20 protein-coding genes are annotated in these 15,487 nt (G+C 43.3%); 18 read left to right on the forward strand and 2 right to left on the reverse strand.

What is annotated here, in order from left to right:
• Positions 1-18: 18 nt before the first annotated feature.
• Both LY85_RS16065 and LY85_RS16070 read left to right on the forward strand, forming a co-directional pair.
• Positions 19-798 (forward strand): ABC transporter permease, encoded by a 780-nt coding sequence (locus LY85_RS16065; RefSeq protein ID WP_141827461.1) that lies wholly within the window; start codon positions 19-21, stop codon positions 796-798.
• An 8-nt stretch (positions 799-806) separates the two neighbouring features.
• Positions 807-1,586, forward strand: coding sequence for an ABC transporter ATP-binding protein (locus LY85_RS16070; RefSeq protein ID WP_141827462.1), 780 nt, complete (start codon positions 807-809; stop codon positions 1,584-1,586).
• Between the two features lie 303 nt (positions 1,587-1,889).
• On the opposite strand, the gene LY85_RS16075 is transcribed toward LY85_RS16070, so the two are convergent.
• Positions 1,890-2,891, reverse strand: coding sequence for a site-specific integrase (locus LY85_RS16075; RefSeq protein WP_243122587.1), 1,002 nt, complete (start codon positions 2,889-2,891; stop codon positions 1,890-1,892).
• A gap of 135 nt (positions 2,892-3,026) precedes the next feature.
• Here LY85_RS16075 and LY85_RS16080 point away from each other — a divergent pair, with 135 nt between their 5' ends.
• The 5 genes from LY85_RS16080 (at position 3,027) to LY85_RS16100 (ending at position 7,100) form a co-directional block, all read left to right on the forward strand.
• On the forward strand, positions 3,027-3,896 hold the full coding sequence (locus LY85_RS16080; protein ID WP_141827463.1) for a hypothetical protein: 870 nt from the start codon (positions 3,027-3,029) through the stop codon (positions 3,894-3,896).
• A 79-nt stretch (positions 3,897-3,975) separates the two neighbouring features.
• Entirely contained in the window at positions 3,976-4,293 is a 318-nt protein-coding gene (locus LY85_RS16085; RefSeq protein WP_141827464.1) for a nucleotidyltransferase domain-containing protein, read from the forward strand.
• Entirely contained in the window at positions 4,259-4,675 is a 417-nt protein-coding gene (locus LY85_RS16090; protein ID WP_243122588.1) for a HepT-like ribonuclease domain-containing protein, read from the forward strand. The genes LY85_RS16085 and LY85_RS16090 overlap by 35 nt, the downstream gene beginning before the upstream one ends.
• A 32-nt stretch (positions 4,676-4,707) precedes the next feature.
• The gene (locus LY85_RS16095; RefSeq protein ID WP_141827466.1) at positions 4,708-5,277 is read left to right on the forward strand and encodes a DUF6550 family protein; all 570 of its coding nucleotides are present in this window, start codon (positions 4,708-4,710) and stop codon (positions 5,275-5,277) included.
• A 68-nt stretch (positions 5,278-5,345) separates the two neighbouring features.
• Positions 5,346-7,100 (forward strand): hypothetical protein, encoded by a 1,755-nt coding sequence (locus LY85_RS16100; protein ID WP_141827467.1) that lies wholly within the window; start codon positions 5,346-5,348, stop codon positions 7,098-7,100.
• A gap of 392 nt (positions 7,101-7,492) precedes the next feature.
• Here the strand turns inward: LY85_RS16100 and LY85_RS16105 are convergent, their stop codons facing one another.
• Positions 7,493-8,341: a hypothetical protein gene (locus LY85_RS16105; protein ID WP_141827468.1), complete on the reverse strand. Its 849-nt coding sequence runs from the start codon at positions 8,339-8,341 to the stop codon at positions 7,493-7,495.
• A 65-nt stretch (positions 8,342-8,406) separates the two neighbouring features.
• Here LY85_RS16105 and LY85_RS16110 point away from each other — a divergent pair, with 65 nt between their 5' ends.
• From LY85_RS16110 to LY85_RS16160, 11 genes are all read left to right on the forward strand, one after another.
• Positions 8,407-8,634, forward strand: coding sequence for a helix-turn-helix transcriptional regulator (locus LY85_RS16110; RefSeq protein WP_141827469.1), 228 nt, complete (start codon positions 8,407-8,409; stop codon positions 8,632-8,634).
• Positions 8,635-8,663: 29 nt separating this feature from the next.
• Entirely contained in the window at positions 8,664-9,047 is a 384-nt protein-coding gene (locus LY85_RS16115) for a hypothetical protein (RefSeq protein WP_141827470.1), read from the forward strand.
• A gap of 30 nt (positions 9,048-9,077) precedes the next feature.
• On the forward strand, positions 9,078-9,275 hold the full coding sequence (locus LY85_RS16120; protein ID WP_141827471.1) for a hypothetical protein: 198 nt from the start codon (positions 9,078-9,080) through the stop codon (positions 9,273-9,275).
• Between the two features lie 191 nt (positions 9,276-9,466).
• Positions 9,467-9,787 (forward strand): hypothetical protein, encoded by a 321-nt coding sequence (locus LY85_RS16125; RefSeq protein WP_141827472.1) that lies wholly within the window; start codon positions 9,467-9,469, stop codon positions 9,785-9,787.
• A complete protein-coding gene (locus LY85_RS16130; protein WP_141827473.1) occupies positions 9,787-10,107 on the forward strand; it encodes a hypothetical protein in 321 nt (106 codons plus the stop codon). The genes LY85_RS16125 and LY85_RS16130 overlap by 1 nt, the downstream gene beginning before the upstream one ends.
• A gap of 213 nt (positions 10,108-10,320) precedes the next feature.
• Positions 10,321-10,962: a hypothetical protein gene (locus LY85_RS16135; RefSeq protein ID WP_141827474.1), complete on the forward strand. Its 642-nt coding sequence runs from the start codon at positions 10,321-10,323 to the stop codon at positions 10,960-10,962.
• Between the two features lie 55 nt (positions 10,963-11,017).
• Entirely contained in the window at positions 11,018-11,935 is a 918-nt protein-coding gene (locus LY85_RS16140; RefSeq protein ID WP_141827475.1) for a hypothetical protein, read from the forward strand.
• 10 nt (positions 11,936-11,945) lie between these two features.
• Positions 11,946-12,644: a DNA methyltransferase gene (locus tag LY85_RS16145; protein ID WP_141827476.1), complete on the forward strand. Its 699-nt coding sequence runs from the start codon at positions 11,946-11,948 to the stop codon at positions 12,642-12,644.
• 45 nt (positions 12,645-12,689) lie between these two features.
• Positions 12,690-13,454, forward strand: a complete 765-nt coding sequence (locus LY85_RS16150; protein WP_141827477.1) for a ParA family protein — start codon at positions 12,690-12,692, stop codon at positions 13,452-13,454.
• Complete coding sequence (locus tag LY85_RS16155) at positions 13,451-15,181, forward strand: ParB/RepB/Spo0J family partition protein (RefSeq protein ID WP_141827478.1); 1,731 nt, start codon at positions 13,451-13,453, stop codon at positions 15,179-15,181. The genes LY85_RS16150 and LY85_RS16155 overlap by 4 nt, the downstream gene beginning before the upstream one ends.
• A gap of 2 nt (positions 15,182-15,183) precedes the next feature.
• Positions 15,184-15,471, forward strand: a complete 288-nt coding sequence (locus LY85_RS16160) for a septation protein SpoVG family protein (RefSeq protein WP_207705557.1) — start codon at positions 15,184-15,186, stop codon at positions 15,469-15,471.
• Positions 15,472-15,487 lie beyond the last annotated feature (16 nt).

Raw genomic sequence — 15,487 nt, forward strand, 5'->3', positions numbered from 1 at the left:
CGGAAGGGACGCTTTTGTATGACTTCAAACCTGAAAAACCGGTTCGTCAAGATCGGCCTGGGGTGCGTTCTGCCGGCGGTGCTGATCCTCACCTGGGAAATCCTGGGGCGGCAGGGAATCATCAACCGCTCCATCTTCCCCTATCCCACACGTATTTTTGAAACCTATCTGGATATGGTGCGGAAGGGCAGCATACAAAAGGATCTAACCGTAAGTGCGGGGCGGGTCATCAAGGGCTTTTGTATCGGTTCCTCGCTCGGGCTGGGTATCGGCGTTGTCATCGGCCTTTCCAAAACGGCAAACAGCCTTGCGGCCTCCATCATCGGGCTTCTGCGCCCGATCCCTATGATCGCGTGGGTCCCCTTGCTCATTTTGTGGATGGGGATCGACGAAGCTTCCAAGGTGACGCTCATTTCAATCGGTACCTTTTGGCCGGTAGTGATAAACACCAGCCGCGGGATACTCAACAGCGATAAAAAGCTGCTGGAGGTGGGCACCATTCTGGAGAAAACCCGATTCCAGATGCTTGCCAAGGTGGTTCTGCCCGGCGCGTTTCCCTTTATTTTTACCGGCCTGCGTCTGGGAGTGAGCAGCGCGTGGACCTGTGTCGTAACGGCGGAAGCCATCGCGGCCGCCTCGGGCATCGGCTACCTGATCATGTATGCGCGCGAGCTTTCACAGCCGCCCGTAATGTTCTCCGGCGTAATCACCATCGGCTTGGTGGGATTGCTTCTGGATACGGTTTTGCAGCGGATCGAAAAGTACGTTTTACGCTGGAACGAGACTGATGGAAAGTAGATATCGAAATGGCTGAAAATAAAAACATAAATATAGCAGGCGTCTCAAAGACCTTTAAGCTTTCGTCCGGGGACCTCCCGGTGCTCAACAGCATCGATCTGCAGATCGAAAGCGGTGAGTTTATCAGTGTGGTGGGTGCCAGCGGGTGCGGCAAAAGCACCCTTTTACGGATTCTTTCCGGGCTGGAAACAGCCACCACGGGCGAGGTGAGAATCGGCGAGCGCAGAGTGGAGCGGCCCAGCGTGCTTACGGGTGTGATTTTCCAGGAATCCAGACTGTTCCCATGGCTGAACGTAGAGCAAAATATCGCGTTCGGTATCCATCAAAAAATCGATAAAGAGCAAAGGGCGCGGTCCATCGCGGAGCATATTGAACTGGTGGGGCTGAAAGGCTTTGAAAAGGCGCTGCCAAAGCAGCTTTCAGGCGGAATGCAGCAGCGGGTGAGCATCGCCCGGGCGCTGATCAATCAGCCCAACGTGCTTCTGCTGGATGAGCCGTTCGGCGCGCTGGACGCTCTCACCAGAATCCACATGCAGAATGAGATTCTGCGGATATGGGACAAAGAAAAATCGACGATGGTTTTAGTCACCCATGACGTGGACGAGGCGATTTTTTTAAGCGACCGGATTGTGCTGCTGTCAAATCGTCCGGGAGAGGTCAAAAAAGTGATCTCCGTCGGTCTGAACCGCCCCAGGGACCGCAGCAGCGCCCGATTTATCGAAATCCGCAAAGAAATTTACACCCATTTTTTCGAGGATTCTTCCCTGTCGATCGAATACTATCTGTAGCTTCATTTTCCTGCGCTTACATACTATCCGGAGCATCTGAAAATTCAGCACGATATCCTATCAGAAAGCCGCAGCCAAACCGATTGGAATGGTTGCGGCTTTCCTTTAACGGACTTGAAAATTGCAGAGCTTATTGGGACGCGGCGGTATGGTTGGAAGGACTTGGGGTGATTGGGAAAGTAGTCAGCGCCAATCGGGAAAATAAAAAAGGCAAGCAGAAAAACTGCTTGCCTTTTATGGTGGACGTTATAGAACTCGAATCTATGACCTTTCGCACGTCAAGCTTATAGTCCAATTTGGTTTTTACTGGAATGGTCTGAAAATTGTCTTTGAAACATAATCGTCTAATTTATCAACCGACTTTATAAGCATCATTTCATCAAAATGCATATATATTTCTAAAGTGGTTTTTATATTAGCATGACCTAATAGCTTACAAGCTGTTTCAAGATCGACTTCCGATATGTAAAGCAGGGTTGCAAAAGTATGCCGCAAATAATGAGCCGTTATCTCATTAATTCCTGTTTGTTTTGCAATTGGATTAATATCTATTATAGTCTTAATATAGTTTGACCACATTCGTCTCCAGGAAGTAGGTGTATGCATGGTACCATCCAATTTACAGCATACATATTTGCTGGCCGCATTTTCCTTTGCTTTCTGAATTTCTAAAGCCAAATCAATTGTTATGCCAATATTTCTTCCCCACTTACCATTTTTAGTCCCATTTTTTATGGCGAAATGATTTGCTTGATGCTCTTCAACACGTTTGGTTACACTAATATAAAGATCATCCAAGTGGATATCATCCCATGTAAGAGCAATTAACTCACCCCTTCTCAAACCGGCCAACATCATTATAAGAGCACCAATTCGTGCCCGATGGGGAGTAAACACAATAAGCCTTTGCTCTAATAATGTCAAGGCACGTCGTTCTTCTTTTGGAGCATATTTTGAAATTTCACATTTCCGTGCCGGGTTTTTCGCTAAAGCGTCACGATCAATTGCTAATTCAAAAACATTGGAAGCCGCACTGCGAACATCTGTTAGATATTGATGCGATGCAGGTCGTTTTGTGTTAGGATTATTTCTAGTCAATTCGTCAAGGATAAAATCCATATCATCGGTGCGAATTTCTTTAATAGGGATTTCACCAAAATAATTATATAGATGAGATAAATAACATTTCAAGTTCTTTAATTGAGAGGGGGAGACTTTATTTTGCTTCTTTTTAATAAACATTTCTCCCCATTGCCGAAAAGAATCATTACTGTTTAATAAGCAATAATGGTTAATGATGTCCATGATAGCCCTCCAAATTTTGTTCTGTTCGCGAACTCAATAATTATACCATCTTTTACCAATCATATCATTCCAATTTTTATGAGCCAATAGAATGGCTCATTTTTTTATATATGAAAATAAAAGGAGGATGCAAAAATGGAACGCTTATCTATCAGTCAGGTCGGGAGCCTGATCAACCGCGAAATAGGACTTAGTTCTATAGATCTTACCGCACCAGCTGAAATGAACGGAAATCCGAATCGCCCATGGTATACCATTTCTGCCGGCACCCAGAGAATCGACGTGTACACACAAGAAATCAATCAAGGGAAATACACTGATTTGATGGTCGCATTACGCATTACTCACGAAAATAGTTCTAAAGGTACAACGGAGTATTTTTTCGGAGATACTCTTGAATATGCTAACAAGTATACCGAATGGCAAAATCGAGAGATATTCTGTGAATCCATGGAGAATTCGAAAGCTGATCCTACTTTACATCGCTTGAAAAGAGAAGCGCAGGATGAAAGCTGGAACCACTTTCACGGCCAAAGCCAACAAAACATTCCCATTCCGGGCAAGTTGTCTGAGAAACAAGAGCTTGAACATCAGCGAATTATGGAGCAAGCTGCATGGGACAATTTTCAAGGGAAGTTATTACACGGGCATGATCTTTTCAAAATCCGCGTTTGTGATTTACAAGGTAAGCCCTACTCCGAAACCGGCCCTTTTGACGAGACTCAGATGAAATGGTGGATGAATGAAGTAACGAGGGATGTCAACAATAACCAGGAAACAACATCGGGATGGCTTATGTTCCAGTGGGATCGCGAGCATCAGGATTGGCAGCCTTATTCAATGGATGGCAAAAGGCAATTATGTTACGATACAGGTCGTAGGCCAGACGGGTTACACGAAAAATGCATAACCATCCCGCAAATGTTTGCGAAAGAGACATCTTCAAACCATCACTCCTTTCAAGAATCCACTATTGAAGAGGAAGGTCCTGAAATGGAGATGTGAAGCAATCTATTGACAATTTAGCACAAAAGAGGATAATTAAATCAAGGAACAATGCTAATCGACGTCAGGAGGGACGGGTATGAAAAAGACAATTGATGAAATAAGAAGTACAGTGGCTCCAATTGCGGAAAAATACAATGTTGAGCGTGTTTATCTGTTTGGCTCTTATGCCCGCGGAGATGCTGACGATAACAGCGACATTGACCTGCGTATTGATAAAGGTGCATTAAGAGGAATGTTTGCTCTGTGCGGCTTGTATACGGAGTTGGAAGCTGCATTGAATAAAAAAATTGACCTGCTAACTACAGCGAGTCTGGATGATGATTTTCTTGACCGGATAAAAAATGAGGAGGTGCTTTTATATGCAGAACAATTCCCGCAACGCAGATATTCTTAAACATATCATATCGTATTGTAATCAAATAGAAGACACTGTCCATCGGTTCGGAAAAGAGTATGATATATTTGAAGGAGACCCCGTTTATAAAAATGCAACGGCATTGTGTGTCCTGCAGATCGGAGAGCTTACTAAGCATCTTACCGATGACTTTAAGCAGAGTTATAATCAAGTCCCATGGGTACAGATCAAGGCCCTTCGGAATATAGTGGCTCATAATTACGGTAAAATTGATAGCCAGAGCCTATGGGAAACCATAACAGAAGATATTCCACAATTGAAAGCATACTGCTCCAAGATTATTGACCAGTTTGACATTCTCATGCAGGAAAGCAAACCTGATTTAGATGAGGATGAGGAACAGAGCATGGAGCTATTGTAGAACAAATTTTATATTGATCGGAGGGAAATATTATGACATTAAGTTCTAAGGCTAAGAAAAGCCTTCTCGCTGTGGGTTCAGGAGTAATTTGCTTAGGAACGGTCTTATTAATAGTATCCTTTTCCACGGCAGCTACGGCTCCAGATACAAACCAAACGAACTCAACCGATTCTACGGTTACCTCAGTTTCGGTTAATGTGGAAGATATTCAAACTATTTCAAGCGTATCCCCCACAGAAGGGAATAAGGTTTTTGACCCATCAAGCGGAGTAAGCCAAACAACAGATCTGACAAAGATTGAGAAAGCTCCCTCTACGCCACAAAAGCCTGTAGTTAAAGGTGATGCCAGTACTGCCAGTAATGGCAAAACCACACCCCCCACCAATTCGGCTCTGACCGATAAAACTAAGAAACCGACATATACCAGTAAGCCTACCGCTACGACCAGTAAACCATCTAGTAGCGCTCCGAGCGGTGGCAAGCCAGGACAGAAATATGTTCCGGGCTTCGGGTGGATAACTGCAGGTAATACTCCTGGGGAAACAAAAACAGTCTCTGACGCTGGTGGAGATATTAATAAGCAAGTTGGCATCATGGACTAATAAAAACAAATGATTACATTGTGAAAGCATGGTTGATAATGACCATGCTTTCTCTTTTGGGAGGAAATATGAAACGGATTATTTCACTGATGTTATGCGTGATCATTGTATTTTCCATCCCGTGCGCAGCCAGCGCTGACGGGGATGGAAATATGGATGGCGGCGGGGGTGATATGGGCAGCGGTACAAACAATAACATTTGGCACGATGGTGAGGACGGCGTAAGAGTTACTATAATTCGTGCCAGTGATAACAAAGCGGTCAGCCTACCGATCGATCTTACAAATAAGAACGAAAGTGGTATTTTACCAGGCTATCATTTTGGAAAAGTTTGCAAAATGCAATATCGGAACGGCACCGTTTTATACCCATCTTCTTCTAAATATTATGCTGATAGACCATCTGTTCCTTTGCCAAAAATTATTAGTGATCGTGGTAATGCAAACATCACAGAAATAAAAAAATATTTTTGCTCGGAATGGGCTCTTAAAAATATTGCTTCTATTATCGGTGCATCATATAACACACTGGTAAACGGCAATTACAAGTTGTTGATTGAACCAATTGCCTATTTTACATTTCAGGGCAACAAATTTGCAATGACAGCTACGGAAGCAGCACTATATGATCAAAAATTGAGCGGCGGGTTACGGTCAAAGATGGTTTCTTTGACACATCAAAACCTACCGCTCTCTTTATTTCTCGAACGCTCTGATTTAGGGTTTGCTGCTTATACCGGATCTACCAGCAAGGCTCAATCTGATGCGACTATTATCTCCTATCTTGGATTAGGCATTGTAAAGTTTAAGCCTGACTCAGATGGTGAAGATGATGAAGGTGATGACAGTGATGCCAGTAGCGCAACATATCGTGTTAATACCGATGTAATAACCTCCGTGACACTGTCAACAAATTCTGAAATCACTCCCAACAGCCCGGCTTCCGTAACATTTCATATTTTGGGTGGCAGCTACACCGTTAATAACATCGTCATCCCGGAGAATGAATCACAGCTAGTATGGGTGAAATGGCATACCCCGTCAACTCCGCAGGATGTAAACATCTCTGTCACTTCTTCAAAAGGATCTCTGGATCACCGTTCAATTTCGGCCAAAATAGAAAGCCTCATCGGCCATGAGCCACCCGACCCCACCGCGAAGGATCGGAATAATAGCTTTATTGTCCCGGACATTCCAAATCAAACTGAACGTACCGCCAGCTCGTGGGGCATTTGGAATGCTGAGTGGATACCGGTATGGGTGTGGCATGAAAATTGGGTATGGGTAGATCATCCTGATTGGCCATCGGGTGGCGAATGGGAAGACCATGGGAAATGGGTTGATGAAGGGTACTGGGAATATTCGTTTACAAGCTATCATGCAACGCTTTCTGCAAATATGACAATCTTTCCTGACGATAAATCACCAACTGCAACAGGAAAGCAAATGCGATCCGGATACGGAATTAAAGAGACCGTTGATACTCTAATCCGCTCATCAGCACCGTCATCTCACATTACCGGCGCTCAGACAGCAATCACATACTTCCCGGAATTCTTATATAAAACTTATTGGCGTCAGTTGGATTTATTAGAGTCTGGTGAATCATCTGTCTTCCAGTTTCAGAACAATATCTACTCCACCTATAACCGGCGAGTGCATTTTACACCGGTTTGGTTTCCAGATACCAGTTACAAGGCGTACACATACCTGGAAGATGCATGGACACCGGCCGGTATGCTGTGCTTGAATTTGAACGACTCCGTAACAATAAACGGCAGCGTCTACGACGATTGGCATATTGGCCCGAAGTTGGTGGATTGATTTTTTTGTATATTGCGAAAAGAGGCCCCCTGATTGATCAGGAGGCCCTCTTTTTGGAAGGGAAATGAAAGATATGAAAAAATGGGTATGGGCTGTAATAACTCTTTGCTTAGAAATTCTTTCGTTTATTGTCGAAAATGAAACTCTACAATGGACACTCGTGTTTATAGCTTTTATAGTTTTTTGCTATACTCTAAAGTGTTGTCTTCCAAAGGAACTTAAAGACTGTTTTATTGAAGTATTCTATACTTATTTTTCATTATATGGGTGGGAAAATTACCAAAAGCTAGTTTCACGAAAATCCAGATTGCGATCTCGTTTTTGTTGGAGATTATTTCAAATATGGCTACCACTATTTATTCTACTGGTCTTAATTGATACTTTCTTTTAGGTCAAACCGAAGATATTATAAGATCCTTAACCCAACTGAGCAATTTATTAATTGTCTGAATTGTTCCTGTCATGATCCAAAATAGACAGCCGGTAATTAGAAGTATCGTAAGAACGCTTAAACAAAGCCGAAATATTATTAATGGTCTTTTAAATTTGTAATAACTAACACTAACTCTCAAGTTAAAAATCAATACCATTGCCGCTAAGATAATACCAACAAAAACAGAAAGGTAGTAATAGGTCGGTTTTTCAAGTTTAATTATATGTAAAAACATATTAGCTATAATGGCACTTAGATTGGATTTCTCTCCAGCGAATATTTGATCATAAAATACATCATAAGCCAATGGTGGTGCAATTTGTATGTATGAGGCCAAAGGAAGAAAACATCCGATTACACATAAAATAATGTGATTTAAGTATTCTCGATCATTTCTTAGTTCAGGTTCATGGTTTAGCTTAATCCAATTATATAATATTGTAAAAATTGATAATAAAAGCAATAGTGATACAATAATAACTTTTAATCTTTTTAAAGCAATAAAAGCGACAAATATGAATATGACAGAAAGAATAAGTAAAAAGAGAAAATATGAAGAATCATCATTAACACGACTATTGCTTTGAGCAGGGTGATTACTACTAGAATATTGGTTAATGGTCTGCTGATATGTCTTACAATTATTAATTTGAGTGTTTTTGGTTTTAGTTTTAATTTTTATATTATGGGTGTAATTAGTAGTTTCAGTATCTTTTTTATTATTTCTTATATCAATAATAGTCTTAGCAAGAGTAATTGCAGCAGTAAAAACAGATACAACTTTCAAGATAGTATCCAAAGTATCCATATTCAATCCTCCAGAAACATAAATCCAACGAAGTTATTTTACCATATATCGAAAGGAGAATAAAGATGTTAGGCGACAAAATTCGCGATATTAGAATTAAAATCGGCATGTCGCAATCCGAGCTTGCTCGAAAAAGCGGACATGCCGTTTCTACTATCCATGGGATTGAAACTGGTTATAACAAATGCCCTGGATTCAAATCAATCGGAGATATCGCACATGTGCTGGGAATTCCATTAGAGGATCTCTATCAGGAATGCTGCCGATCGGAAGTTCCCCCGGCCGATACGTAGCCGCCAAAGCAACGAAAGAAGGGAAGAAAATGGAAAAATCATCTTGTTACATATCAGCCATAGCAATAATTATTGTGTTTATCGTTTTGTTTTCATCATTTGTTGTGCCAAAAATGACGAACGCTCTCGCAGACGAGTACCTGAATTCAAGGGGGGTAAGCGCTCTTACAGAAGGCACCGTGAGCGGAAAACAATATTGTGCAGCACACAGCAATACCTATAGCTCAATATTCGCATCCCATACGGAATTCTATCCGGAGCAATGGCAGATCAATATTCGGAGATATGATTCATCAGCTGATCGGTGGGAAACAACCACCTTTGAAGTGGATAAAACAACTTACGACCAACTAAATGTTGGCGATCATTTTAAAGACCCATTAGAAAGACACACTTTTTTTATGTATGAATAATCACAATTTCAATTCAGGAGGGAGAAAATAATGCCAGAAGAAACCCGATGCATAGATAACGGAATTTGCCCTTGCTGCGGAAAGAAATTTGATCCAGTCAGATTAAAGTCATCTGCATGGGGCCACAGCTACGAAGTAGAATGTCCTCACTGTAGAAAATTACTTGAAGTATTTGAAAGCATTGAATACCAGATTTCACCAGCAGAGGAGGCTACCGATCATGCTTGAAAATGAGACAGAGCTACTAAAATATGAAAACGCCCAGCTCCGGGGAGTGATAGAGCAGATGGACCCGGATCTCTTTAATCGTAAATGCCGAGTATGCGGCTGTGATTGGTATCACTCTTGTCCGGGAGGGTGCTGGTGGGTGGAAGATGATCTCTGCAGCTCGTGTGCGGAAGAAGGAGTAGGTAGCAAAAATGGGGGTAATTGAAAATGATGTTATTATGTATTGGCTTTTGCCCTTTGTATTATTATCAATAGCCTTGCTTAGCCCTATAGCGGTAATAGTCACCTTTATTGACGAGAGACGCCGTACTTCATCAAAAAAATCCGATGCGGTTAAAAGTAAAATCAAGAAACATGATTTGCGTACAGAGAATTCTGATTTGCGACGACGGCTTACCGATATTAATAACTTAGCTGTGAAATATGAAGAAGAAGGGCCGTTTGACGATCCCCAGGAAGCATTTGATAGGGTGCGGAAAATTGTTGATTTGAGTACATGGGAGGATAAGTAATGGATGTATTGAAACCGTCCCTTATGCAATTAGAGAGTTTGCGCGACTATTGCCAGAGCATGGATGAAAGCGAAACCGACGACGGTTCGCGGGTTTGGGCCTTAGATGTTGATGCTGTGGAGTATGCAATATCAATTCTAAGGGAAGCCACCGCCCCGGAGAACAAGCCGTTGACGTTGAATAAATTATCCTTGCTTCTTTTAAAAGCCGAAGATCACGATATCCCGTATTGCAGTGACAAGTGCTTAGATAACAAATCATATTGCACACCTCAAAAGCGTGTAGAATGCGTGAAGGAGTGGCTTACTCAAGCTTATTGAGAGAAAACATAAGAAAATGTGAGAATTCAGGAGATTGTACTTCCTTAATCAAAGCACTACATATTGTGGCTTTTTGGCCACCATTTTTGACCACGAAAAACAGCTAATTTGAAAAATTGGCCGTTTCTCGGGGTTGACTTTTATAGATGATCTGAGCGGTGCCTAATTATACAAAATTCACGTTTGGGATAATAATCGAAAGGGGGATTTAACTTGAAAAAGCAAACGCCGGAATCTCAGATAGCTGAATATGCACTGTGCATCAAAAGGGAACTTAAGCAGTGGGACTACCTTTATCAAATTGGGGGACAGGACCCGTTTTGGCCTGACGGAAGCGGACTGAATTTGACAAGGAATCATATCATTTCATACAAGATGGACATTCAAAAGCTCTGTGAAGAATATGCGTTGCCGGTCCCTCCGGAAGCGGATATTCCAACTCCCCAGAAAGTGGATAGCAACTATATGGCTCAGGCCGATCTGATTCGGGCAAAAGCGGAAGAAACCCTACAAGTTTACTTGAATGATTCTTCATATAAGAGCCTTGTGAAGCTGCAAGACATCCTTTCTTCGAAACAAGCGGAAGCTTGTTCCATTATTGGAGTATTGGGATATGTGGAAGCGCTTCAGCGAGCAATTTCACAGGATGATTTGGTGACAATGAGAAGGCATCGGGATCCTGATCGATATCTGAACTCGTTTAAGGAATGCTTGAAGAACGCTAAAAAGATCAAGGAAACCCCTGTTCCACCAGGCACCCAATTATCACTGCTTGACTGTATGCAGTGCTGCACCTGCATTGATGAAGAAGCAGAAGAAGAAATAGAGGAAGATGAAATGTCGATGGGCCTATAAGCTGATCAATTACATTCCTCATAGACGAATAAGAGTTTTAAAGGAGAGAACCAATGTGGAAGGAAACCAAAACGGCAGATTTCGCCATCGAAAAATAAATTTTGCCGCTGTATCCAATTCCGCTCTGCAGGATGAGAATTTGTCTCTGAAAGCAAAAGGGCTTTACGCCCTCATTCAGAGTTATATCAATATCCCCAATTACGACCTTCGTAAATGGAAGTTGATTCAGTCCTGCAAGGAAGGAAAAAAAGCCTTTGACGGGGCATGGATGGAATTAAAAAAGGCTGGATACTTAAAGCAGTACCGCATTCCGAGCGGAGAAAAGGGAAAGTTCACATATGAATATGAACTGTTGGAATTAGCAGATCTCTCGACCCCTTCTATCGTTAATTTTAATAGGAACGGAGAAGCAACGAAACCAGTTGAAAAGCAGACCGGAAATGGAGAATCAGACCATACCCCCCAAAAGGGGGTATATGGTGAAAATCAGGAAAACCCTTCTGACCATACCCCCCATTTAGCACCGTATGCTCAAAGCACCGTATGCTCCGAGGATGCTATGCTTAATGGGGGTGGTAATAATAATAATCAGTCTAATAAGAATAAGTTTAATAATACTCAATCTATCTATCAGAAGGAAGGAGAGATCGATGAAATTCGAGAAAGTTTAAAAGAGCAGGTTGAGTATGAGTACTTTGAGGAAAACTGCCCGGAAGATATCGCCGGCATTGAAACGATTGTCGGATTTATGGCGGACATGCTTTCATCCCCTTCCACCAAGATCGGCGGTATCGTTCAGAGCCGGGAAGCTCTGAAAGCCTACATAGACCGGGTGGACAGCTGCACAATCCGGGAATTCCTACAGGCGATGAAAGGCAAAGATATGTCGGAAGTAAAAAATGTCAATGCCTATTGGCGTTCCTCTTTCATCAACTTCCTCAGAGCGCAGGAACTTCTGAAACTTCAGATTTAGGGTGAACGATATGTTTGAACTGAACGGATTTTATAACATGGACTGCATGGAAGGGCTAAAACAATTTCCTGACAAATACTTTGATCTTGCCATTGTAGATCCCCAGTACGGAATAGACACACCTAAGATGAGCATGGGAACCAATAAGCACAGAAGGAAAAACGGTTATGCTTCTACCAGCACGACTGAAAAACTGCTGAGATCCGGCGCTGATTCGTCGTGGGATTCGGAACCGTCGGCCAAAGAATACTTTCAGGAGCTTTTCCGAGTTTCACAGAATCAGATCATCTGGGGAGGAAACTATTTTGACCTACCGCCCACACGCTGCGTTATCTGCTGGGATAAATTACAGCCATGGGATGCGTTCTCTCAATGGGAAATGGCATGGACGTCTTTTGACAGACCCGCCAAGATGTACCGCATTTCCAATACGGGCGGCAGTAACGGCGAAGAAAAAATCTGCTGTGCACAAAAGCCTGTCGCTCTTTACAGAAAATGCCTGACCGACTTTGCGCCGCCGGGTTACAAAATACTGGATACGCACGTCGGAAGCGCGTCAAGCCTGATTGCCTGTTATGAAATGGGCTATGACTACATAGGTTTTGAAAAAGACTGCTGGACATATAGAAAGGCACGGAACCGTCTGGAAGCATTTCAGGCCCAGCAATCCCTGTTCAGAAATTCAATATCCGTAAGACTGCCGGTATAAAAGCCGGTATTTTTTATATTCAAAACGAAAAGGAGACAGACGATTATGAGTATTAAAATTGCGATTACCTACGAAAAAGGCGGCGTAGCCAAGACAACCACTGCTGTGAATGTGGCCGCGATCCTCGCCGACAGGGGATACAAAGTCCTGTTAGTTGACCTTGACCATCAGAGTTATGCCACAAGCTACTATGCCCTGTATGACGATACCCGGCTGGGAATCTTTGAACTGATGCAGGGAGCTGCGGAAGCGGAGCAAGTAATTGTCCCTTCCGGGATCCCCAATTTGGATATGGTGCCATCAACCTACTCTTTCCGTGCCATGGAAACTGTTTTAATGATGAAGATATCGCGCCAGGAATACACTCTCCAAAATGCTCTGAAAGATGTTGAAAGCAACTATGACTTCATCCTGATGGACTGCCCACCGAGCGGCGACAGGGTAAAAACAAATGCTCTTGCCTTTGCCGACTACTTGATACTCCCCACCATTCCCGATGATTACGCCGTACACGGCCTCCAGTGTATGGCAGAAACCATTGTGGATATCAAACAGGGCGTTAACCCAAAGCTGCAGGTGCTGGGAGTTCTCATCACCATCGATGAGAGGACGGCCAACAAAATGGCCTACAAGGAAGCTTTGCAGAATCAGGATATTTTTCCCTGCTTTAAAACCGCGATCCGGAAAAACACAAAGCTTTCGGAAGCCATCAATGCCCACCAGCCGATCAATCTCTACGAGCCGAAAAGCAACGGAAATATAGACTACAATGCTCTGACTGATGAAATCGTGGAGCTGGTGACAAGATGAAAACCACTTTTGTTTGTAAATGCGGGAAGACCTTTCAGAAAAATACACCTGCCGACACTACGGGATACCGACTGCCCGGTTACGGAGAAGGTCACGAGTGCTATGGCTGCCCTTTTATCATTCCGATTTATGAAGGGTGGCCAAATAGAAAAGTAACCGCCTATGAATGCCGGTGCAGCAAGCGGCTGGAATACGAAAGCTATGCGCAGTTGTCTATTGGCAGTAAAAGTGTTGGCAGCATTTACAGCCTTGATTTCAATTTTCTAAAGCGGATTCAGGATTTTGCTGACAAGCTGGATGGACTTCATCCCTCACACGAAGCCTTTTCCAGCAGACCGGCCGAATACGGCAGTGACGGAAGATACCGGTTGGCTGTCTATCCGGAGCAGAACAAGAAAGGAATCCGGGCAAAGCAGCTCATCCTTGAAAAATTCTTCAATCCGGATGGGAGCAGAAAAGACGTTTCACCCGCAGACGAAAAACAGATCGTATTAAGGCAGATAGAGGAGGCAACAGCTATGGGAAAAATCAACGTCGGCAATATCACGGCGGGTCTTAATAAAGTAAAATCACTGACAGAGGCGCTGTCAAAGGTATCGCGTCATGAAATGATTCCGGCAGAATACATTGAGCCGGCAGATAATAATCCGTTTGCTGAAAACGATACGGATGAAAGCCGGTATGAACTTGCCATGAGCATTCAGGCGAACGGCCTTCTGGAGCCGCTTGTCCTGAATAAAAAATCCGACACCTGCTATAAGCTGATCGCTGGGGAACATCGCTTTACTGCAATCAAGCAATATCTTCCGGAATTCAAGAATATTTCCTCTATGGTCTTTGAAGGTATCTCCGATGATGAGGCCCAGTTAAAACTGTACGAAGCCAACCGGCAAAGAGAATATACTTCTGAGCAGAAATTCAAGCGTTATCGGGAACTTGAACTTTTGCTGACCCGAATGAAAGAGTCAGGCAGCTATCACGGCCCTATCCAAAAGGGGCTTGCGGAGCTGCTGGGCGTCAGCACACGTCAGGTAAGAAAATATAAAGGCATTCTTCAAAATCTTTCCGACGAAGATCAACAGCAGGTTATGAAAGGAGAGATCAGTGTTGACACTGCTTACCAAATTGTCCAATCTCAAAAGGAAGAAGATCGGCAGGAGCAGGTGATTGATGATGTGGATGATTTTGTTTCAGAGGATAATCACGATCAGATGGTGAATACAAGCATTACGGCTCCTGTACCGAGAGAGAACAATAATACCGACGCTGCTTTTCCTTTTGCCAATGAACGGAAGGTTTCAATTCAGAGCGGCACCCCAACCGAAGAAACAGCTCAGGAGGAAAAAAGCGGAAGCACTTCCGGTTTTAGCGATTCCTATTGGAAATCAAAAATTGAGTTTGCCATCAAAAGCCACTATGATGCAGGGCGGCTTTTTCAGTTTTACACCTTTCAGGTTCCCACGACGGCGGAAGCAATAAAAGAGGTTCTTAAGCCGACCTACGGCTATTCCGGCGGCAGCGTGATGTTTCCGGATGGAGTGCATGGAGATTGCACCTGCCATTCGTCCCATATGGATATTGAATACAACAGAAAACATCTGCAGCTCAACTATTCGCAGGTTGACGGCTATGTCAGGGATATGATACGAAAAGGACGATTACTGACAGAAAAAGAGGTTTCCGATGTACTCAGCAAACACTTAGAAAACATTGATGAAGGAGAATAATGATGCAGATAACAAGAGTAAAAGTCAGGCTGATTCCTGACAAGCCGCGCCTTAAGGGGTTGTCCAGTATCACTTTGGATGGTGACCTTACTATAAACGATATCAAAATCATTCAATCGGACGGCCGCTTTTTTGCTGAATTCCCAAAGCACCAGTTCGCAAAGAAAAATCATCTGGAATACATTGTTCCGCTCAACCCCAAGACACGCCACATGATTGAAGGTGCCATTTTACAGGAATATTGGAGAGCAATCACGAAAGAACGCGATGCCGCGATCCACGCAGGATAGAATTTTTGTTGCCGAG

It is taken from the genome of Clostridium sp. KNHs216 (assembly GCF_006714885.1).
GTDB lineage: Bacteria > Bacillota > Clostridia > Oscillospirales > Acutalibacteraceae > Caproiciproducens.